We start from the raw sequence: 19,667 nt of genomic DNA, 5'->3' as shown, positions 1-19,667 counted from the left end.
CGATCAGCAGTCGAGGGGCTCGTGGTCACCGACCGCAGCGAACTCACCAGCTACCAGTTGCGGCAGCTACGCGCCCGCACCCACGCCACATCCCACGTATGCATCGTCTGCGGCCACGCCGCATCCGACAACGCCACGCCTTCCCCGCGGCCCCGCGTGCGGGGACAGGCTGGGGGACGCACGCTGAAGCCATGAACAGCCGGACTCCTTCAGGCCTTCCGGACGGACCGCTGCAACTCCCGGACCCCGGTGACGGGACGCAGTCGGCGTCGCGCCCCGAGCGCTCCCACTGGAAGATCCTCACCCATGCAGGCGCGGCCCTCGTCGGTCTGCTCGTTGGCGTGCTGATCGGCGTCACGAGCAACTCCAGCACCAACAAGGCAGCCCCTTCAGCGACGGTCACCACCACAGCGACCGCCATGCGCGCGGCCACCGACAACACCGCGTCAGCGGCCGGCAAGGTCTCCTCGGGCGAGTTCCCCGGCGATGGCACCTACGTCGTCGGCAACGACATCAAGCCCGGCACCTACCGTAGCGAAGGCCCACAGGGCGGCCTCATCGCCAGTTGCTACTGGGCCAGGCTCTCCAGCACCTCCGGCGAGCTGAAGGACATCATCGCCAACAACGCCACCAGCGGCCAGACGACCGTCACGATCGCCGCCACCGACAAGGCGTTCAACACCACGGGCTGCAAGGCATGGAAGAAGATCAGCTAGCGGAAGGCCATTCACCCCGTGCCGTGTACGCCGATTGTTCGGCGCCGCCTCCGGCTCAGGCCGCACCATAAAGGTCACCCGAAGATCCTCTGCACCCGAACTCGCGCAACGCCAGGGGCGGGTGAGGAACAGTGTCCGTAACGTGCGCCGCCGCGCCGCTCGCGCGCCCTGTATTCCCGGACGCGCCGGCCGTAGCGTTCAACCGCCGACCTCACCAGTGGGCTGGGCCGGGGCATCCGGTGCCCGGTGTCCACTGGGGGATCCCGGAGCCAGAAGTACCGGGACCCCGGCCCAACAAGTAGAGGTGAGGTGGGCGTATTGGTGGCAATCGAAGGCGCTCCGCCCCGCAAGGGGTGGGTGCGTGAGGTAGCTGAGCGGCTAGGTGTCGCACTCGCAGCGCGTGCGCTGTGGAGCCTGGTCGAGCGACTGCTCAACCACCACTAGGGGTCCGCGACCCCACGGCAGCCCCCGGGTGTATCCCCAGTCGCACGGGGGTTGCCTCCTTTCTTCGGCGGAGTCACACACTCCCCGCATTGCGACTATGCGGCACGTAGCTCTCACAAAGCCCCGCCGCGTTGACCAGCGCTTTCAATGCACCCAATCGCCCGGGCCGCCACCACTCCACTCGATCAGCCCGGACTCGGCTACGTACGTTTCGTCGATGTCCTCGATCCCGGCCCGGCGCAGGAACTCGGCGACGTCCCGCAGCGAGTACGCCCGCCCGAGGAGTTCCCCGTCGACGCGCACGCGCCGGCCGCCGTCCTCGTCGGGCGGTACACGAACACGGTCATCACGGAAGCCATGCCGTCAGCCTCTCCCACGCCAGCGTCACCCGCACCTGTGCCCCCGAGGGACGTGCCATCGCCCCGGTAAAACCACAGATCACGGCTAACACGCCGCATCGTCTTTGCCGTTGGAGCGGTCCGTCGCGCGTCGTCCAGCAAGATCCGAGATCTTCACTCATCTGTGGTCACAACACGGGCACACCGCCTCCACACGGCACACGAGAGGACGGATGATGCCCTCCTGCACACCACGTCCTTGGGGGGACCATGACTGACAGCACGCCACCACCCATGCCCGACTTCCCGCCGCCGCAGGAGCCGGTGGTGAAGAAGAACCACACCAACGCGATCGTCATCGGTGCAGCCGCTGCCGTCATCGCCGCGATCGTCACCACTGGCATCATCGTCGTGCAGTCCACAGACAACGACAGCAAGCAAGCCACCACCACTGCCGCCTCAGAGTCGAGCGCACCGGAAGAGGACGCTGTGACCGCCGTCGCAGAGGAGCCAGAGCCGACGTACGCCGAGGTCGACGCCGACAGCTTCACGATCAAGCTGCGCACCACCGAACGGCAGTGCTTCGGGTCGGCGGGCTGCAATATGACGGTCGAGCCGGACCTGACCCTGTTGGTCGACAGTGCGGACCTCGACCCGGATGCGGTGTACGAGATCACCTATGAGATCCGCGGTGACGAGTCCGGCCCGGTCATTGAGACGGCAGAGCTTTCGGACCAGACAAGTCTGAACTACACGCCGTCTCTGATCAGTACCTCTTCGGCGAGCAAGAAGATCTCGGTGGAGATCACGGATGTCGTGACCCAGGGGTGATGAGGCCACGTGAACGGCAGTACCGGCGCTGGCTGGCCTGACGTCCAATGCCCTGGCGGGGCCCGCTCGGAACACGTCCCGGGCGGGCCCTTCGTCATGCCCAGGGGTACCCGTCAACGTGAACTCCCTCGTCAGTCGTCGAGAGGCTCGGCCATGTGGGCCTTGGCGATGGCGTCGATGCGCTGGGCCAGGTCGAAGTCGGCGGCCGTCAGCCTGTGCCCGGCGTCGTGCGTCGTGATCGCGAAGCGCACCTTTCCCCACCGCAGGTCGATATCCGCGTGGTGGCTGACGAGCCGCTCGACGTCGGCGACGTGCACGATCAGCGCCACCCCGCCGTGGTAGCGGATGCCGAACGTGCGGGTGATCTCGTCACCCTCCCGGCGCCAGCCCGGTACCTCCCGCAGGGCCGCGTCGATCTTGTCCTCCGTCAGTGGCACGGATGCGTCTGCCATGCTCAGCTCCCCTCGGTCGCGGGCGCCAGAACCTCTGTGAGGTCTTGGCCGACCGGGGAATCCTGCCACGGCCGCATCGCCCGCTGAAGGGTGGCCAACTCCCGTCGCATGCGTTCCGACCGGGTCTCGACGGCGATGTCCACCACCGTGCGGGCGATCTCCAGCGCCTGGTCCGGCTCGCCCGCCCCGGCCGCCGCGGTCGCATGCCGTGCGAGATACACGCCACGGTCCCGGCGGGCCGTCTTGGGGACCATGTCGAGGACCTGGTCCCACAGGGAGACGGCCTCAGCGCCGAGGCCGAGCCGGCCGTAGCAGGTGGCGCGCTGTACTTCGAGGTAGCCGGGTGTTCGTCGGCAGGCGTTGCCCCACGGAAGGTCGTCGTCGACCCGGCCGAGGAGTCCGTCCGCCTGGTCGATGAGCCGGTCCACGGCCGTCCGGTCGCCGGTGAGGCTGGCGCCGTGGGCTTGCTGCTGCATGGCCATGATGCGGACCTTCGGCACCAGGCGCCCGGCGTCGTCGAGGGCCGCCTCGCACAGGTCGATGACCGCGTGCCCGTCCCCGAGGTCGGTGCGTACTTGCGCCTGGTTGACGAGGGAGTAGCCGATCAGGTGCAGGTCGCGGGAGCGCATCGCGATCTCCTGCGTGACGCCCCGCCAGAAGTGGGCGCCGTCCATGTCGCCGGCGTCCTGGTACAGCCAGCCGACGAGCGCCGCGTAGGCCGCGCCAACGCGGAGCAGCCCGCGGCGGGTCTCACCCTTGGCCGAGCGGACCAGCTTGTCGATCAGCTGATATTGGGCGGACACCGTGCCGATCAGGTCGTGCGGGCCGAGGAGCATGTCGGCCCGGTAGTGGCCCTCCAACTGCGTCTGGAAGTAGTCGATCAGCGCGGGGTCGACGTGCTGCGAGGCGACGGGACCAGGGACGAGCGCGGCGGCGGTGACGGACATGAACGCACGGCGTTTCACATCTGCCTCTTCGTGGTGCTCAGGGCGGATCCAGCCGGGAGGGGTGGTGAATCCGAGGTCTTCGGGCCATCGGCCGAGCGCATCGTGGATGACGATCGCGGTCTCCTCGGGCGGCCAGCCGGGGCGGTCGCCCTCCCAACGGCGCCAGGTACGCGCGGAGACGGTGAACTGCCTGTCATCGAGGAGACGTTGCCCATGCTCGGAGAGTTTGGCGGCGGCCTGCTCGACGGTGCGCCAGCCCACCCGGAGCCGTGCGGCTCTCAGGGCGTCGTTGCGGCTCATCCGCCCAGCATGAGGTGTCATCGCGCCTGCCTGTAGCCATGGCCGCCACGTGGCTGCACATGGCCACGTCGCGGCCTGGTTGTGCCTCACCGTGCCCACTCATCATCATGGTGTGGCTACAGGACGTACACAGAACGCAGCAGATGGCACCGATGCACGGCGAGACCAGCGCCCCCCGGACATCGAGACGATGCGTGACAGTGCTCGGATACTCCTCGTCGAAGGCGCCGAGTTGCCCGCGCCTGACGAACTGGCCACGCTCACCAAGGTGCTGCGCGGGCACATCCACCTACTCATCCCCGAAGTAGCAGCGGCAGTCGCACGGGCGCCGAAGGACAGCATCCCTCGCTACTGCGCGCTGGCCTGCATCGGGGAAGCGCGCAACAAGCTGAGCTTGGGCGAGGGCGGCACGCGGCCCATCCGGGTCTCGGTGGCGCGGAAGCTCGCCCGCGTCGTCAACGCCCTGTGCGACCACCACGAGAACCTGAACGGCGTCCGCCCGTGACTGCGACGCTGCGCGCGTGCCGCTACTGCGACGGCCTGATCACCGACCCCGAGGACGCGGTCGAGGTCGCCTACGAGCACGTGAACTCCGGGCCCGGCCGTACCGTGTGGGCCCACCGCGCACACGCCGATCTCGTTGACCTGATTGACCTCGATGTGCTGCGCATCCTGACCCGCATATGGGCCCACCATCTGCGCGACTCCTGAGCCCTCGCCGCCGACGTCCATACCCCGGGCCGGTGGCGGGCGGGCGGGTTCAAGCCCCAGTCGGTACGCGTCTCCCGGCCGGTGGCGTCGGGGTTGCGTCCGTCAAGCTGACGGACGCAACCCCGCCCCAGACGCGCGGCGGCATCATGGGCGCCGTGACCTTCTCGCACTACATGGGCATACGAACGCTGCCTTCACCAAGGTCAAGTACATCGTTCCGGATGCTGAGGATCTCCGTTCGGCGGCCACGGTGCTCGACGGCCTGCACGGGGTGGGGTGAGAGAAACGAGTGAGATGGCGAGTTCATATGGCATCTGACCTGCGGCTATGTGGCTCTTCGTAGATCCCTGGTTCGATTCCGTGCGCCCCCCGCCCGTAATCGCCCGGTATGCGAGCTTCATGCGGGACGCCTACCGTGGCTCCCATGGGCGAAGCGGTGGAGCTGGAGGCATTCGGGCGGACGGTGCGGCTGTCCAGCCCCGGCAAGGTCTTCTTTCCGGAGCGTGGGTTCACCAAGCTCGATCTCGCCCAGTACTACCTCGCCGTCGGCCCCGGCATCCTGCGCGCGCTGCGTGACCGGCCCACGACCCTGGAGCGGTACCCGGACGGTGTGGCCGGGGAGAACTTCTTCCAGAAGCGGGCGCCCAAGAACATGCCCGACTGGATTCCCACCGCCCACATCACCTTTCCCAGCGGTCGCAGCGCCGACGAGATGTGCCCGACCGAGGTCGCGGCCGTGCTGTGGGCCGCCCAGTTCGGCACTCTCACCTTCCATCCCTGGCCGGTGCGGCGCGCCGATGTCGACCGCCCCGACGAGCTGCGCATCGACCTCGACCCGCAGCCGGGAACGGATTACGGCGACGCCGTTCGCGCCGCGCACGAACTGCGGGCCGTGCTCGACGAGTTCGGGGGGCTGCGTGGCTGGCCCAAGACCTCCGGTGGGCGGGGGCTGCATGTCTTCGTGCCGATCGAGCCGCGGTGGTCGTTCACGCAGGTGCGGCGGGCGGCGATCGCGGTCGGGCGGGAGTTGGAGCGGCGGATGCCGGAGCAGGTGACGACCAAGTGGTGGAAGGAGGAACGCGGGGAGCGGATCTTCGTTGATTACAATCAGACGGCGCGAGATCGCACCATCGCGTCCGCCTACTCCGTACGGCCTCGGCCGCACGCCCCTGTCTCGGCGCCGTTGACCTGGGACGAGGTCGGTGATGCTCAGCCCGGCGACTTCGACCTCGTCACCATGCCCGAACGGTTCGCCCAACTCGGCGACGTCCACGCCGACATGGACGACCACGCCTTCTCCCTCGACGCCCTGCTCGAACTCGCCCGCCGCGACGAACACGAGCACGGACTCGGCGACCTGCCGTATCCGCCGGAGTACCCGAAGATGCCGGGCGAGCCCAAGCGTGTGCAGCCAAGTCGGGCCCGGAAGGACTGAGTTCACCATCGCCGACTTGGCTGCCACGGAGATCGTCTAGATCCCTCTGAATCTCCCTCCCGTCACAGGTCCTTGATCCGGATGTCCCGGTACGAGACCACGTCGGTCGTGCCGTGGACCTGGAGGCCGATGTATCCGGACGCGAACCGCCGGCCGTCCGTGCCAGGGTCGTCCGAGCGGGGCGGGGTGAAGTCCTGGCCGCCGATGTTGTCGAACTCGTTGATCAGGACGCCGTTGCGGTAGATCGAGTAGTGCTGGTCGACCACCCGGATCTCGTAGTCGTTCCAGGTGCCCTTCTGAGTGACACCCGCCCCGGCGAGCCCCACGCGGTCGAAGCCGTAGACGGAGCCGGTCTTGTACATGTCGCCGTCGGGCCGGTCGAGCACCTGCACCTCGTGCCCGTACTTGATGGCGACCCACTCCGGGCGTGCCTCCTCCGGGTGGTCGTGGACCCACGGGAAGCGCACGAACACACCGGAGTTGGCGTTGCCCGTGCCCGGTGCGTCGTCACGCCACTGGAGCTTGAGGGAGAAGTCGCCGTACTTCCGCTCCGGGAACCACAGCATGCCCAGACCCCCGACCGAGGTGCCGCTGGTGATCGACCCGTCGCCGTTCGGCGCGAACGAACCGCCGCCCACCTGCTGCCACTTGGCGAAGGACTCCGCCGTACCGTCCAGGATCGTGCGGTAGCCCTCGGTCTGGCCCGGCTTGCCGATGCCGGACTCGCGGGCCGCCTCGTCGATCGCCGCGTCCTCTCGTTCGTCGATGGCGCCGTCCTTGAAGAGCTGGTCGAGGACGGTACGTACGTGCTTGAGGAACAGGGCGTGGGACGTCCACTCCCGCTCGTCCTCGATCAACTCGCCTATCCGGCACCGGTTGTTGGTGACCCGGTTGGGCACACCCGAGTCGACCGTGCCGACGATCACCGTCAACCGCTCGTCGTATTCGGGACAGTTGGGCGCCGGAACCCCGCCGCCCGCCACGATCGTGAGGCTCACCGAGCGTGCGTCGCTGGTGTTGCCCGCCTTGTCGCTCGCCCGGTACGTCACGGTGTGCGCGCCCGCCCGGTCGACGACCACCGGCGCGGTGTACGCCAGATAGGGCCCGCCGTCGAGCGAGTACTCGACCGTGGCGACACCCGAGCCGCCGTGGTCCGTGGCGCTGACGGTCACCTTGGCGTTGTTGACGTAGGCGCCGTTCGCGTTCCGGGTGCCCTCGACGGTCACCCCGGTCACGGGCGGAGTCGTGTCCTCGGCGGGCTGCGCCACGACCGTGAACGCGACGCTCTTCTCGGCGGAGACGTTGCCCGCCTTGTCGGTGGCACGGTAGCGGACGGTGTGACTGCCGACCTGATGCACCATCACCGGCCCGGTGTACGGCTGCCAACTCCCGCTGTTCACCGCGTACTCGACGGTGTTGACCCCGGACCCCGTGTCCGACGCGGAGACGGTGACCGTCGCCATGTCGAGATACGCCCCGTCCGGGTTCTGCTCGCCGCTCACCGTCGCCGAGGTCTCAGGCGGCGCCGTGTCCTCCGTCGGCGGAGGGACCACCGTGAACGCGACGCTCTTCTCGGCGGCAGCGTTGCCCGCCTTGTCGAACGCCCGATAGCGCACCGCATGGTCGCCGACCTGGTCGATCACGACCGGCGTGGTGTACGGCTGCCAGGCGCCGTCGGCACCGATCGCGTACTCGACCCGGTCGACGCCGGAACCGCCCTCGTCGGTCGCGGCTATCGCCACACTCGCCGAACCGACGTACTCACCCTGCGAGTTCTGCGCCCCGGTCACGGTCGCCGAGGTCTCCGGGGCCGTCGTGTCGGAACCGGTGCCCTCCTGGACCACGAGGATGCCCTGCATCTGGCCGTGGCCCGGAATCGTGCAGTAGTAGCGGTAGCGGCCGGGGGTGAGCGTGACCTCGGCGGTGTGTCGGCCGTCCTGGTCGTCGTTCGGGTTGGCCAGGATGTTGAGCGGCACGTCGTTGTTGTACTCGGGGTCGACGACGTCGAACGTCAACGTGTGCGGCATTCCCATGGTGTTGCCGGTCGCCGTGCTGTTCTCGAAGACGATCGTCGTCGCGCCCGCCACGGCGGTCGTGGGCGCCGAGTTGTACTTGGTGATGTCGTCGCCCGCCGTCCAGGTGAGGACCTGCGCGGCTGCGGGCTCGGGCGCCGGATCATCAGCGGTACGCGCTCCCGCCGCCGACGTCAGTCCGAGGACCATCAACAGGGACGCCAACAGGGCCGTCCAGAGATGCCTGCGTCTGCGTGTCACTCCGCTGCTCCCCTCGCGAGATCGCCGACCGCGGGCGTCGGGCCCCCGCCGGTGTAAGTGACCCGCCACAGCGCCGACTTGGCGTCCGAGGTGAAGAAACCCCGGCCGTAGTCGAGGACGTACAGCGCGCCGTCGGGACCGAACTTCCAGTCCATGAGGTTCTTGATGCCGTCGTTCCCGATCGGCACGATCTTCTTCAACGACTCGGAGTGGACGGGCAGTCCGCCGTCGCCCTGGGTCTTCGGATCGGTGAGCACCGCGTTGCGCGGCTGGTCGGCGTCGTAGAAGTCGCCCACGAACCACTTGCCGTCCCAGTAGGCCGGCCACTTGGTCGTGCTCGCGCTCGCCGCGTCGTAGCGGTACACCGGACCGTTCATCGCGGCCTGGCCGCCGCCCTTCAGCCATGGCAGCAGATACGTGCTCTCCGCCTGCTTGTAGGACGGGACGCCGTTCGCGTCGCGCGGGAAGTCCGGGGCGCCGCCCTGGGGCGAGTACCAGATGTTGTTGCCGGTGACCGGCGGGAGGTTGACGAGACCGTTGTTGTTCGGCGACTCGTTCTTCGGGTTGTCGCAGTCGTACCAGCCCAGCGGCTTCGACGGGTCGGGCAGATTGCGGTCACGATAGGGCTGCTTGTTGCCCATGCAGTACGGCCAACCCCGGTTGCTCGCCTTGGTGATGACGGCGAACGTGTCGTACTTCGCCGGACCCCAGGTCGTCGAGGGCGCGCTCGCGTCCGGACCGACCCAGCCCGCGTACAGCGTGTCCGTGGTCCTGTCGACGGCGATACGGGCCGGGTTCCTGACCCCCATCACATAGATCTCGCCGCGCGTCTTGCCGCCGCCCTCGTCGGTCTCCTGGCCCGTGAACAGGTTGCCCTGGGGCAGCGTGTACGTGCCGTCGGCCTCCGGATGGATGCGCAGGATCTTGCCGTTGAGGTTGTTGGTGTTGCCGGCGGTGCGCCGGGCGTCGGCGAACGACACGCCCTTGTAGGCCGGTTGGGGGTTGTTGCCGGAGTAACCCTCGCTGAACTGGCTGGAGTTGTTGTCACCGGTGGCGATGTACAGGTTGCCCTTGGAGTCCCAGGCCATCCCGCCGCCCGAGTGGCAGCAACTGTGGATCTGCACCGGCCACTTGAGCAGCACCTTCTCGCTGTTCAGGTCGAGCCGGTTGGTGGCGAGGTCCAGCGTGAAGCGGGAGACGTACCGCTCGGCCATCCTCGTGTCACGGTTGATCCGCGAGTGAGGCGTGTAGTGGAGATACACCCAGCCGTTGCGCTCGAAGGACGGATCCAGCTCGATCCCGAGCAGCCCCTCCTCGACCTTGATCAGCTCGTCCCCGCCGCCCTTATTGCCGAAGACGGTCAACTCGCCCGCCAGAGTGACCTTCTTGGTCCTCGGGTCGTAGACGTGGATCTGTCCCTTGCCCTTGCCGATGTCCGGGTTGTTCCAGTCGGTGATCACCGGCTGGGAGGAGTCGGCGCCGCCCCGGCCGATGTAGAACACCCGCCCGTCGGGCGCGGTCACCAGCCCGTGCGGCTCCCCGATCTGGTCGTTCTGCCCCGCCTGGTTGGGCTGCGTCAGCCGCTCCGCCTTGTAACTGGCGTTGATGGTGGCCTTGCAGTCGGCCTGGGCCAGCCGTGTCGTCCACAGCAGCGCCCCGCGCAGATGGGTACGGAAGTCCGTCTCGTCGTACGACGACACCGTGCCGCCCATGGCGGTGTAGAAGGAACGTCCGCCGTCGTAGTCACGGCACCAACTCACCGGATGGTCCCAGCCGTTGGCGCTCGCACCGGGCGTGTACGTCGACTCGCGCACCCGGGCCACGGTGTGCACCTCGCCGGACGGGTTCTTCACCCAGTTCAGCCACTGGTCCGGCCGCTTCCACTGCACCGGCAGATCCTTGGTGGCCGGATGCCGACGGTCGCCGACCTCAACGGTCGCCCGCTGCACGGTCGTTGGGCTGGTGGCCGCCGGTCGGGCGCCCACCAGCCCGGTGAACCAATCGGAGTACGGTTCCGCCCGGGCCGCGTCATGGATACCGACGAAACCGCCGCCGGCCTCCATGTACGTCTCCAGCCCGGCCTCCTGCTCCGGGTCGAGGACGTCACCGCCCCCGGTCAGGAAGACGATCGCGTTGAAGGTCCCGAGCCGGGGCCCGTCCGTGAACACGGAGGCGTCGCCCGTCGCCTCGATCTCGTAGCGCTGTTCCACCGGGCCGGACAGCCCGATTCGCTCGATCGCCTCGATACCGGCGTTGACGACCGGCGACTCGTCCCCGGCCGCCGCCGAACCGTGGAAGACCAGGACACGTACACCGCTGCCGCCGGGCGGCGACTTCACGGACATCGTTGTCAATGACGGGTCCGGAGCCGGCCGCGCACTCGCGGCGGGCCCCGACAGCAGCCCGGCGGTGACGACCGTGGCGGCGACGGTGGCCGCCCAGGTACGTCTCCGCCCGCTCAACCCTCGTAAGGCCATAGGTTTTTGATGCGATGTGAACCGCACGTGGTCACCCACCCCTCTTCGGTCACAGCAAACGCCAAGGAAGCTAGACCCCTTTGGGCGGCCCGCCAAGAGGAATGACCGGGATCGCACGAACTTTGTCCTGGGTGTGGATAAACGGGTGCCGGGCCGCTACCGTCTCAGCGGTTCCTCTCGTTCCCGCTGCGCATCTTCCGTACCAGGGTGGGGAGTTCGGCATGGACAGACGTGACTTCAACCGGCGTGTGCTGCTCGGGGGCGCGGCCGTCGCGACATCGTTGTCGGTGGCTCCGGAGGCCGGCAGCGCGACCGCCGCAGCCGCGTTACCCCCGAAGACCGCCCCGGCCGGCGGCGCGGTACGGCACATCCAGCTGTACGCCGAGCGGCTCGCCGACGGGCAGATGGGCTACGGCTTCGCGAAGGGCACCGCCTCAGTCCCCGGCCCCCTGATCGAGCTGAACGAGGGCGACACGGCGCACATCACCCTGGAGAACACGACGGACGTGGCCGTGAGTCTGCACGTCCACGGCCTGGACTACGAGATCTCCAGCGACGGCACGAAACTGAGCCGCAGCGAGGTCGAGCCCGGCGGCAGCCGCACCTACACCTGGCGCACCCACGCCCCCGGCGCCCGTACGGACGGCACCTGGCGGGCGGGCAGCGCCGGTTACTGGCACTACCACGACCATGTCGTCGGCACCGAACACGGCACCGGCGGCATCCGCAAGGGCCTCTACGGCCCGGTGATCGTCCGTCGCAAGGGAGACATCCTCCCGGACACGACGTACACGATCGTCTTCAACGACATGACGATCAACAACCGGCCCGGCCATCAGAGCCCCAACTTCGAGGCCACGGTGGGAGATCGCGTCGAGTTCGTGATGATCACGCACGGCGAGTATTACCACACCTTCCATATGCACGGTCACCGCTGGGCGGACAACCGCACCGGCCTGCTCACCGGCCCCGACGACCCGAGTCAGGTCCTCGACAACAAGATCGTGGGCCCGGCGGACTCCTTCGGCTTCCAGGTGATCGCGGGGGAGGGGGTCGGCGCGGGCGCGTGGATGTACCACTGCCATGTGCAGAGCCACTCGGACATGGGGATGGCGGGGCTGTTCCTGGTGAAGAAGACGGACGGGACGATTCCCGGGTACGAGCCGCACGGTGCGGCGAGTGCGGCGGGCTCCGCGGGTACTGCGGGTACTGCGGGTGTTTCTGGCGGGGCGGGGGAGCAGCAGCTGTCGCACGAGCACTGACCCGGTCCGAGAGCGCTCTCATCCGGCGCCCGGCCGGGACTATCCTGATCGGCAACCCGCCGATGAGGAGCCCCGAAGTGACCGAAACCGCGTCGCGTCCCACCCTGGAGGCCGTCGCCGCACGGGCAGGGGTCTCCCGGGCCACCGCGTCGCGGGTCGTGAACGGCGGGGACGGCGTACGCGAACCCCTTGTCGAACGGGTCAGGCAGGCCGTGGAGGAACTCGGATACGTGCCCAACCAGGCGGCCCGCTCCCTGGTGACCCGGCGGCACGACGCCGTCGCCGTCGTCATCGCCGAGCCGGAGACCCGGGTCTTCGCCGACCCCTTCTTCGCCCTCCAACTCCGGGGGATCAGCAAGGAGTTGACCGCCCACGACTCCCAGCTCGTGCTGCTCCTCACCGAAGGGCGCGACGACCACTCCCGCGTCGGCCGGTATCTCGCCGGCGGGCATGTCGACGGCGCGCTCGTCTTCTCCCTGCACCTCGACGACCCGCTGCCCGGCCTGGTCCAGCGTGCCGGCGTGCCCACCGTGTTCGGCGGGCGGCCCGGCTGGAGCGAGGGCACGCGTGACGCCGTGTACGTCGACAGCGACAACCGGGGCGGCGCCCGGGCCGCCGTCCAGCATCTCGTCGACCTCGGGCGGACGCGCATCGCGCACATCACGGGCCCCCTCGACCAGACCTCGGCGGCGGACCGGCTCGACGGGTTCCGGGAGGTCGCGCCCGACGCGGACCCGCGACTGATCGCCGAGAGCGACTTCACGCCGGCCGGAGGGGAGCGCGCGATGCGTGAACTGTTGGACCGGCGTCCGGACTTGGACGCCGTGTTCGCCGCGAATGATCTCGCGGCCTCGGGTGTTCTGCGTGTTCTGCGTGAACGTGGGCGACGGGTGCCGTCGGATGTTGCCGTGGTCGGGTTCGACGACATGTTGGCTGTCGCCGAGCAGACGGATCCGGCGTTGACGACGGTTCGTCAGCCCATCGAGGAGATGGGGAGGTTGATGGCGCGGCTGTTGTTGGGGGGTGGGGTGGATGCGGCGGCCAGCGTGGTGCTGCCGACGACACTTGTTCGGCGCGACTCTGCCTAAGCATCGGACAGGTAGTTCGTTGGCTGTCAGCCGGTGGGGGCTTGTCGCGCAGTTCCCCGCGCCCCTTAGGTGGGACCAGGCGCGCTCTTGATTACTGCGAACCGTGCTCCGTACGGGTCCGTCAGCTTGGCGATCGTGCCGACGCCCTCCACCTCCGTGGCCGGCATGCGGACCTGGCCGCCCAGTTCCTGGGCCTTGGCGACGGTCGCCCCGGCGTCGGTGACCTCGAAGTACGGGAGCCAGTACGGGGTGGTCTCCGTGCCGGTCGGGTCGTCGGCGATGTCGATGACGCCGCCGAACATCCCGTCCTCACCGGCGCCCGCCGGGTTCACGCAGGTGTACGAGCCGCCCGGGAACGGTACCGCCGAGGTCTCCAGGCCCAGGACCGTGCCGTAGAACGCGGCGGCCTTGGGTACGTCTGTCGTGTACAGCTCGACCCAGCACAGGGAGCCGGGGGCGCCGGTCACTTCGAGGCCCTTGATCCGGGCGGGCTGCCAGAGGCCGAAGACGGCGCCGGCGGTGTCGGTGAGGACGGCCATCCGGCCCGCGTCCATCACGTCCATGGGCGGCATCGGTGCGGCGCCCCCGACCTGCTCGGCGGCCTTGACGGTGGCGTCGACGTCCGGGGTCTGGAAGGACACCGTCCAGGACGGCGCACCCCCCTGCTCCTCCGTCATCTGCATGCCGCCCCCGGCGGTCCTCCCGCCCAGCTGGAAGAAGCCGTACCCGCCGGCCTCGGGGCCCGCCGACTGGAAGTCCCAGCCGAAGAGCGCACTGTAGAAGGCGGTGGCGCCCTCGATGTCGGGGGTGCCGAGATCGATCCAGTTGGGAGCGCCGGTGACGAAACGGGTGGTGAGCATCATTGCCCTCCTCTGTGGGGCGCCGCCCTCGTGCGGAGCCCCCGTTGCCTGCTCTGCCGAGTCTTGCACCGCCCACTGACAATCGCTGCCGGAGTGCCGCAGGGGGCGGCGGGCGCTGGAGGCGGTCACCCTGGGTGAGGACGAAGGCGCGCCTTGTTCCAACACGTTCCGCGCGCCGCCGTGCGCTCGCGCATCCGGCGGGAGCATGATCGTGCGACCGGCGGGATGCCGGGGCCGCGCGACGGACGGCCCCGGTGTCCGGCGTTGATCGGACGTTGAGCGAACGTTTTTCACCGTCCGGCACGATCTCGTGCATGCACTACGAGACGATCACCCCGATGGACAGCGCCTGGCAGGCGCAGGCCCTGTGCGCGGAGACCGGGGCCGACTTCTTCTTCCCCGAGCCGGGCAGCTCGGTGCGCGAGGCGAAGCGCATCTGCGGGATGTGCGAGATGCGCCCCGCCTGCCTGGAGTACGCGCTCAGCAACGACGAGCGGTTCGGGGTCTGGGGCGGCCTCTCCGAGAAGGAACGGCTCCACCTCCGGCGCACCTCGCCCACCTCCCACTGACTTCCCGGCCCACCTCCCGCTGACCTCTTGGAAGGCAATTCCCGTACGCCGACCGCTGCCGAGCGGGCACAATCCAGCTCATGCCCCGTACCCCGCTCCAGCAGGTCGACAGTCTGCTGAACGATCTCGACCCGCTTCCGTATCCGCAGCGCATGCGCGAACTCGCCGCACGCGCAGGGGAGTTCGCACCGTTGAGACCGGTGCTGACGGAGCTGGAGGAACGCGGGTCGTACGGCCGTGACCTGGCGATCGTCGCCGCGGCCGTCGGGCGCGACGCCGAATGGATCGCGGACCGGATCGCCGATCCCGACCCATTTGTGCGCGGCCATGCCCTTCAGGTCGCAGACAGCCTCCAAGTCCCCGACTCCGCCTACGAGTCGGGACTCATCGACGCCTCCGAGACGGTACGCCGGGACCTGCTGCGCGCGATCGTCACGGGCGGGCGCACCGCACTCGCCGACCGGCTGCTGGACGGAGTACGGCAGGACTGGGGAGACACCGAGGCGGCACGACTGCTGCCCGGGTGTTCGACGGAGACGGTGGCGCGGCTGCTCCCCGAGATGTTCCACGCCTTCGACGGCTCTCGAGCGCTCGCCCGACGCCATCCGGACCTCCTGCTCGACGTGCTGGAACGGGAGTTGGCCGAACTGCCGGCCGCGCTCTACGACTCCTGGTGGGAGTCCTTCGGCGGAGCCGTGGCCGCCGTCGCACCGCACGATCCGCCGCGCGTCCTCGGCTTCCTGGAGCGACGGCCGCCCAGGGTGTTTCCCCGTCAACTCTCCTCCCGTATCGGCCTGTTCGCCCCCATGGCCCCCGAGCGCGTACTGCGCCTGCTCGGCATGCCCGGCTGGGCCGGTGTGGGTGTGCGCTCGCTGAACACCTCCGTGCTGCGCACGCTGGCCCGCTCCGGAGCACCCGAACTCCTCGCCTACGGCAAGGTGTTGGCGGCTTCCGGAGACCTCCCGGTGCTGCTCGCCGCCATGCCGCCCGGCCGGCGCCACGCCTTCCTCACGGCCGTGCAGGAGGGGCGGGGTACGGCTTCCGCCACCGTCGACCACGCCGTCCTGGCGGCGCTGCCGCGCACCCACGCACCCGACGAGGCCCGTCGGATGGCCGCCGCCGCGCGTGAGCGGGGTGCCGCATGGCATGACGTACTCCTCGTCGAATCGTTCCTGCCCGTCGACGAGATACGGGGCACGCTCCTCAACGCCACCCGCCGCCCCGCCGCCGAAGACCGCGCCCTGGCCTGGCCGTTGCTGATCCGCAACGCCGAGCGCTCCGCCGACCCGGACGCCGTCACCGCCGTACTGTCGGACATGGGGCGGCTGCGGAACGAGCAGGACCCCGTTCGCTCGGCCGCGTTGGGAGCGCTGGCCGACGTCCGCGCGGCACTGTTCACCGAGGACGCCGAACCGCACCTCGACCGGATCACCGCGGATGCCGTGGAGGCCCGGGACTCCTCCGCCCTCACCCGACAGCGGCTCAGCACTCTTGCCCTCGGGGTGCTGCGCGAGCACGCGGCGGGCGGGCCGAGGGAGTTGGTGAACTGGGCGCTGCGCACCCTGGTCCGCATCACCGGCCACACCGGCACCGCCGACCTCGGCCGTCTCGACCGGACCCTCGTGCGCGGCCAGGAACACCGTGTGTACGAGGCGCTGCGACCCTGGATCGAGGCGGGCGCCGAAAAGGCCGACTACAGCCTCGCGTTCGCCCTCACCCGGGCCGTCGGACGCCGCGCCGCCGACATGCCCGAACTCCAGGATCTGCTCTGGCAGGCGATCCGCTACGGCGGCAAGGACGCGACCGTACGCACGGCGATCGACCTCTGGCTGGAGCCGCACGCCACCCGCGACGAACGCGTCGCACGCATCCTGGCCCACGAACCCTCCGCCGGAGCACTCCCGTCGGTGTGGCGCGTCCTCGCCCGCCGCCGCACCGATCTGCTCGGCCCGTTCCTCGCCGAGACCCCGCCGTACGGCCGCTTCCTGCCGAAGCGCGAACCCTGGACCGCACCGGTCCACTACGACCTCCGGCGCTGGCTGCCCCGCCAACAGCGGGATGTCGTACGCCAGTTGGCGGATGTCGCCGACGACTTCGCGCTGCCGCTGTACCGTCGGGTCGGCGCGATCCAACAGGCCGCGCACGTCCCGGAGTTCGGCGCCGCGCTGGTGCGCCAGTGGACCGGGTCCGGGGACGTCGTCCTCGCCGAGGCGGCCCTGGCCGCGCTCTCCCGCACCGACCGGCCGCACGAGGCGCTCCCCGAACTGCTCGCGCACGCGGGCGGCGACCGGGCCCGCGTCGCCGTCTACGCGGCCACCCGCGCCTCCCGCTACGCGCCGCCGTCGCTGCTGGCCGGACGACTGGCGGAGGTGCTGCGCGCGCCGGACGTCAAGGTGACCAGCCGCAAGGAGGCCGTCCGGCTCGCCGCGACCCGTCTCCCGGCCCGGTCGGCCGCGACGCTGCTCTGCGAGACGTACGGGCGGCCCGGCGCCCACCGTGACGTCCGTACCGCGTGTGTGGCCTTCGCGGGCGCGCTCGTGGCGCACGAACCGGTCTGGGAGGTGCTGCGCGACGCGGCCGGCGCAGAGCCGGTGCTGCGCCGGGCCGTGCTGCGGATCCACCCCCTCGACCTGCCCGAACCCCACCGCGAGCGCTACGCCCACCTCGTGCACGCCGTGTGCGCCACCGACGACCCGGAGACCGCGGCCCTCGCCCTGGGTGCCCTCGCCCACTGGACGCCCTGGTCGCCGGACGCGCCCGCGGTGCTGGTCCGGTCCGCGACCAACCTCGACGACCGGACGAACTGGCAGGTGGCGGCCAGAGGCCTGGTGACCGTCGCCGAGGGCTCCCCGCAGGGCGCGCACTGGCTCCTGGAGGCCCTGCGGACCCTCGCCGAGCACCCGGCGGCCGACGACGCAGACCTGGACGCGGGAGAGCGGCGCGACCGTCCGGCCCGCCGACGCGTGGAGTACCTCGTCTCCTGCCTGGTCCAGCACGGCAGGCCGACCACCGAAGCCGCCCGCCCCGCCGCCCTCGCCGCGAGCGAACTGCTCGCCGGATACGACACCCACGTACCGCAGGCCGCGACCCTGGCGGCACACCACCTGGACCTCGACGCCCGACCGCCCCACCTCGGACAGTTGGCCGCGCTCACCGCGGGCCGCCCCGCCCTCGCCGTCCGCACCGCCGGTGAACTAGGCGCACGCCTGGAGAGCCGGGACCAGGAGGGCGACCCCGAGGTGCTACTGGCCGAGGTCGGCCGTCTGACCACCCACGGAGGCCATGCCGAGGGCCTGCTCGCGGTCGCCGTCACCGGAGCACTGGGCAGCCGCACGGACTGGGCAGCGCCCTGGCGCGAGCGCCTGACAGCACTGCGCCGCCACCCCGAGGCCGACGTGCGGGACGCGGCGCTGGACGAGGTGACGGCGTACGAGTGACTCTTCCGGGGGCTGTGATGTCGGCGCCTCCGCCGCAGGCCCCCGGCGGACAAGCAGGCCCGCCGGGATCACCGGTGTTCGCGGTGGCCGTCGTCGGCGCGGTGCGCGGCTGTACGGAATGGGCGGGGCCTTGGCGTGAGCGCCTGACAGCACTGCGCCGTCACCCCGAGGCCGACGTGCGGGACGCGGCGCTGGACGAGGTGATGGCGTACGGCTGAGATTTCCCGGGGGGCGACCCCCGGACCCCCAGCAGAAAGGCGGGCCGACCAGGATCACCGGCGCTGAGGCTGCGAGGAAGCCTCAGGGCCCGGAGGGCCGGGGCAGGCCGGTCGGGATCACCGCGTGGAGATCGCGAGGCGGATCCGAGCGACCGGACGGCCGGGGCGGGTCAGCCGGGATCTCCGGCGCGGAGATTGCGAGGCGAGGGGCGGGGCAGGTCAGCCGGCGGCGCGGGCCGCCATGCGGGCCTTGCGGGCCGCTAGCTTCTCGTCGAACTTGGAGGCCTCCGAGTCCAGGCCGCCCATGAACATGCCCAGCTCCTCCTGCGCCTGCAGGCCCTCGGGGCCCAGGTCGGTCATGTCCATGACCTTCAGGTGGCGCAGGACCGGCTGGAGGACGTCGTCGTGGTGGATGCGCATGTTGTAGACCTCGCCGATCGCCATCTGCGCGGCGGCCCGCTCGAAGCCGGGCATGCCGTGACCGGGCATCCGGAAGTTGACGATCACGTCACGGACCGCCTGCATGGTCAGGTCGGGCGCGAGGTCGAACGCGGCCTTGAGGAGGTTGCGGTAGAAGACCATGTGCAGGTTCTCGTCCGTCGCGATGCGGGCCAGCATGCGGTCGCAGACCGGGTCGCCCGACTGGTGGCCGGTGTTGCGGTGCGATACGCGGGTGGCCAGCTCCTGGAAGGCGACGTACGCCACCGAGTGCAGCATCGAGTGCCGGTTGTCCGACTCGAAGCCCTCGGCCATGTGGGCCATCCGGAAGGCTTCCAGCTTGTCCGGGTCGACCGCGCGCGAGGCGAGCAGATAGTCGCGCATCACGATGCCGTGCCGACCCTCCTCGGCCGTCCAGCGGTGCACCCAGGTGCCCCAGGCGCCGTCGCGGCCGAACAGGCTGGCGATCTCGTGGTGGTAGCTGGGGAGGTTGTCCTCCGTGAGGAGGTTGACGACCAGGGCGATCCGGCCCAGCTCGGTGACCTTGGACTGCTCCTTGCCCCAGGCCTCGCCGTCCTCGAAGAAACCGGGGAAGTTGCGGGCGTCGCTCCACGGCACGTACTCGTGCGGCATCCAGTCCTTGGCGACCTTCAGATGCCGGTTGAGTTCCGTCTCGACCACTTCTTCCAGGGCGAACAGCAGCCGGGCGTCGGTCCAGGCGCCGGACGGACTGCCGAGGTGCGGAGAAGTGATCGTCATGAATGCTCCAGAATGACGTGCGAGCGGACTACGGGGGACGGAACTCAACCTACGGCATCGTAGGCTACGTTCCCGTAGGTTACGACACCGTAGGTTAAGGGTGTTGTAAAGA

16 protein-coding genes and 1 pseudogene are annotated in these 19,667 nt (G+C 69.8%); 10 read left to right on the top strand and 7 right to left on the bottom strand.

What is annotated here, in order from left to right:
- Positions 1–191 precede the first annotated feature (191 nt).
- Entirely contained in the window at positions 192–716 is a 525-nt protein-coding gene (locus LUX31_RS05620; protein ID WP_235473559.1) for a hypothetical protein, read from the top strand.
- Positions 717–1,304: 588 nt separating this feature from the next.
- On the opposite strand, the pseudogene LUX31_RS05615 reads toward LUX31_RS05620, so the two are convergent.
- Positions 1,305–1,519, bottom strand: a pseudogene (locus LUX31_RS05615) (hypothetical protein).
- A gap of 249 nt (positions 1,520–1,768) precedes the next feature.
- On the opposite strand from LUX31_RS05615, the gene LUX31_RS05610 reads away from it, so the two are divergent.
- Entirely contained in the window at positions 1,769–2,329 is a 561-nt protein-coding gene (locus LUX31_RS05610; RefSeq protein ID WP_235473556.1) for a hypothetical protein, read from the top strand.
- 131 nt (positions 2,330–2,460) lie between these two features.
- Here the strand turns inward: LUX31_RS05610 and LUX31_RS05605 are convergent, their stop codons facing one another.
- Together LUX31_RS05605 and LUX31_RS05600 are read right to left on the bottom strand one after the other, a co-directional pair.
- On the bottom strand, positions 2,461–2,781 hold the full coding sequence (locus LUX31_RS05605; protein ID WP_235473555.1) for a 4a-hydroxytetrahydrobiopterin dehydratase: 321 nt from the start codon (positions 2,779–2,781) through the stop codon (positions 2,461–2,463).
- Between the two features lie 2 nt (positions 2,782–2,783).
- Entirely contained in the window at positions 2,784–4,028 is a 1,245-nt protein-coding gene (locus LUX31_RS05600) for a Twin-arginine translocation pathway signal (protein ID WP_235473553.1), read from the bottom strand.
- A 190-nt stretch (positions 4,029–4,218) separates the two neighbouring features.
- Between LUX31_RS05600 and LUX31_RS05595 the strand changes: the two genes are divergently transcribed.
- From LUX31_RS05595 to ligD, 3 genes are all read left to right on the top strand, one after another.
- A complete protein-coding gene (locus tag LUX31_RS05595) occupies positions 4,219–4,533 on the top strand; it encodes a DUF6415 family natural product biosynthesis protein (RefSeq protein WP_235473551.1) in 315 nt (104 codons plus the stop codon).
- Entirely contained in the window at positions 4,530–4,739 is a 210-nt protein-coding gene (locus LUX31_RS05590) for a hypothetical protein (RefSeq protein WP_235473549.1), read from the top strand. The genes LUX31_RS05595 and LUX31_RS05590 overlap by 4 nt, the downstream gene beginning before the upstream one ends.
- Before the next feature lie 424 nt (positions 4,740–5,163).
- The gene (ligD, locus tag LUX31_RS05585; protein ID WP_235473548.1) at positions 5,164–6,174 is read left to right on the top strand and encodes a non-homologous end-joining DNA ligase; all 1,011 of its coding nucleotides are present in this window, start codon (positions 5,164–5,166) and stop codon (positions 6,172–6,174) included.
- Positions 6,175–6,236: 62 nt separating this feature from the next.
- Here the strand turns inward: ligD and LUX31_RS05580 are convergent, their stop codons facing one another.
- Positions 6,237–8,396 (bottom strand): OmpL47-type beta-barrel domain-containing protein, encoded by a 2,160-nt coding sequence (locus LUX31_RS05580; protein ID WP_235479805.1) that lies wholly within the window; start codon positions 8,394–8,396, stop codon positions 6,237–6,239.
- A 47-nt stretch (positions 8,397–8,443) separates the two neighbouring features.
- Positions 8,444–10,924, bottom strand: coding sequence for a ThuA domain-containing protein (locus LUX31_RS05575; protein WP_235473547.1), 2,481 nt, complete (start codon positions 10,922–10,924; stop codon positions 8,444–8,446).
- Positions 10,925–11,145: 221 nt separating this feature from the next.
- On the opposite strand from LUX31_RS05575, the gene LUX31_RS05570 reads away from it, so the two are divergent.
- Both LUX31_RS05570 and LUX31_RS05565 read left to right on the top strand, forming a co-directional pair.
- On the top strand, positions 11,146–12,186 hold the full coding sequence (locus LUX31_RS05570) for a multicopper oxidase domain-containing protein (protein ID WP_235473545.1): 1,041 nt from the start codon (positions 11,146–11,148) through the stop codon (positions 12,184–12,186).
- Positions 12,187–12,263: 77 nt separating this feature from the next.
- Positions 12,264–13,274 (top strand): LacI family DNA-binding transcriptional regulator, encoded by a 1,011-nt coding sequence (locus LUX31_RS05565; protein WP_235473544.1) that lies wholly within the window; start codon positions 12,264–12,266, stop codon positions 13,272–13,274.
- Positions 13,275–13,339: 65 nt separating this feature from the next.
- Here the strand turns inward: LUX31_RS05565 and LUX31_RS05560 are convergent, their stop codons facing one another.
- The gene (locus LUX31_RS05560) at positions 13,340–14,134 is read right to left on the bottom strand and encodes a VOC family protein (RefSeq protein WP_235473543.1); all 795 of its coding nucleotides are present in this window, start codon (positions 14,132–14,134) and stop codon (positions 13,340–13,342) included.
- 314 nt (positions 14,135–14,448) lie between these two features.
- Between LUX31_RS05560 and LUX31_RS05555 the strand changes: the two genes are divergently transcribed.
- The 3 genes from LUX31_RS05555 (at position 14,449) to LUX31_RS05545 (ending at position 18,358) form a co-directional block, all read left to right on the top strand.
- Positions 14,449–14,703 (top strand): WhiB family transcriptional regulator, encoded by a 255-nt coding sequence (locus tag LUX31_RS05555; RefSeq protein WP_235473542.1) that lies wholly within the window; start codon positions 14,449–14,451, stop codon positions 14,701–14,703.
- 80 nt (positions 14,704–14,783) lie between these two features.
- A complete protein-coding gene (locus tag LUX31_RS05550) occupies positions 14,784–18,140 on the top strand; it encodes a hypothetical protein (RefSeq protein WP_235473541.1) in 3,357 nt (1,118 codons plus the stop codon).
- A 17-nt stretch (positions 18,141–18,157) separates the two neighbouring features.
- The gene (locus tag LUX31_RS05545; protein ID WP_235473540.1) at positions 18,158–18,358 is read left to right on the top strand and encodes a hypothetical protein; all 201 of its coding nucleotides are present in this window, start codon (positions 18,158–18,160) and stop codon (positions 18,356–18,358) included.
- A gap of 219 nt (positions 18,359–18,577) precedes the next feature.
- On the opposite strand, the gene LUX31_RS05540 is transcribed toward LUX31_RS05545, so the two are convergent.
- A complete protein-coding gene (locus tag LUX31_RS05540) occupies positions 18,578–19,555 on the bottom strand; it encodes an acyl-ACP desaturase (protein WP_235473538.1) in 978 nt (325 codons plus the stop codon).
- Positions 19,556–19,667: the final 112 nt, after the last annotated feature.

This window comes from Streptomyces sp. GQFP, from assembly GCF_021545335.1.
Lineage (GTDB): Bacteria > Actinomycetota > Actinomycetes > Streptomycetales > Streptomycetaceae > Streptomyces.
The sequence above is the reverse complement of the archived record's forward strand: the minus strand, read 5'-3'. Positions and strand labels throughout refer to the sequence as shown.

What these genes read in the sequence shown, in the direction of transcription:
- LUX31_RS05620 (WP_235473559.1), top strand. Translation starts at nt 192, where the DNA reads ATGAACAGCCGGACTCCTTCAGGCCTTCCGGACGGACCGCTGCAACTC.
- LUX31_RS05610 (WP_235473556.1), top strand. Translation starts at nt 1,769, where the DNA reads ATGACTGACAGCACGCCACCACCCATGCCCGACTTCCCGCCGCCGCAG.
- LUX31_RS05605 (WP_235473555.1), bottom strand. Translation starts at nt 2,781, where the DNA reads ATGGCAGACGCATCCGTGCCACTGACGGAGGACAAGATCGACGCGGCC.
- LUX31_RS05600 (WP_235473553.1), bottom strand. Translation starts at nt 4,028, where the DNA reads ATGAGCCGCAACGACGCCCTGAGAGCCGCACGGCTCCGGGTGGGCTGG.
- LUX31_RS05595 (WP_235473551.1), top strand. Translation starts at nt 4,219, where the DNA reads ATGCGTGACAGTGCTCGGATACTCCTCGTCGAAGGCGCCGAGTTGCCC.
- ligD (WP_235473548.1), top strand. Translation starts at nt 5,164, where the DNA reads ATGGGCGAAGCGGTGGAGCTGGAGGCATTCGGGCGGACGGTGCGGCTG.
- LUX31_RS05580 (WP_235479805.1), bottom strand. Translation starts at nt 8,396, where the DNA reads ATGGTCCTCGGACTGACGTCGGCGGCGGGAGCGCGTACCGCTGATGAT.
- LUX31_RS05575 (WP_235473547.1), bottom strand. Translation starts at nt 10,924, where the DNA reads ATGGCCTTACGAGGGTTGAGCGGGCGGAGACGTACCTGGGCGGCCACC.
- LUX31_RS05570 (WP_235473545.1), top strand. Translation starts at nt 11,146, where the DNA reads ATGGACAGACGTGACTTCAACCGGCGTGTGCTGCTCGGGGGCGCGGCC.
- LUX31_RS05560 (WP_235473543.1), bottom strand. Translation starts at nt 14,134, where the DNA reads ATGCTCACCACCCGTTTCGTCACCGGCGCTCCCAACTGGATCGATCTC.
- LUX31_RS05555 (WP_235473542.1), top strand. Translation starts at nt 14,449, where the DNA reads ATGCACTACGAGACGATCACCCCGATGGACAGCGCCTGGCAGGCGCAG.
- LUX31_RS05550 (WP_235473541.1), top strand. Translation starts at nt 14,784, where the DNA reads ATGCCCCGTACCCCGCTCCAGCAGGTCGACAGTCTGCTGAACGATCTC.
- LUX31_RS05545 (WP_235473540.1), top strand. Translation starts at nt 18,158, where the DNA reads ATGTCGGCGCCTCCGCCGCAGGCCCCCGGCGGACAAGCAGGCCCGCCG.
- LUX31_RS05540 (WP_235473538.1), bottom strand. Translation starts at nt 19,555, where the DNA reads ATGACGATCACTTCTCCGCACCTCGGCAGTCCGTCCGGCGCCTGGACC.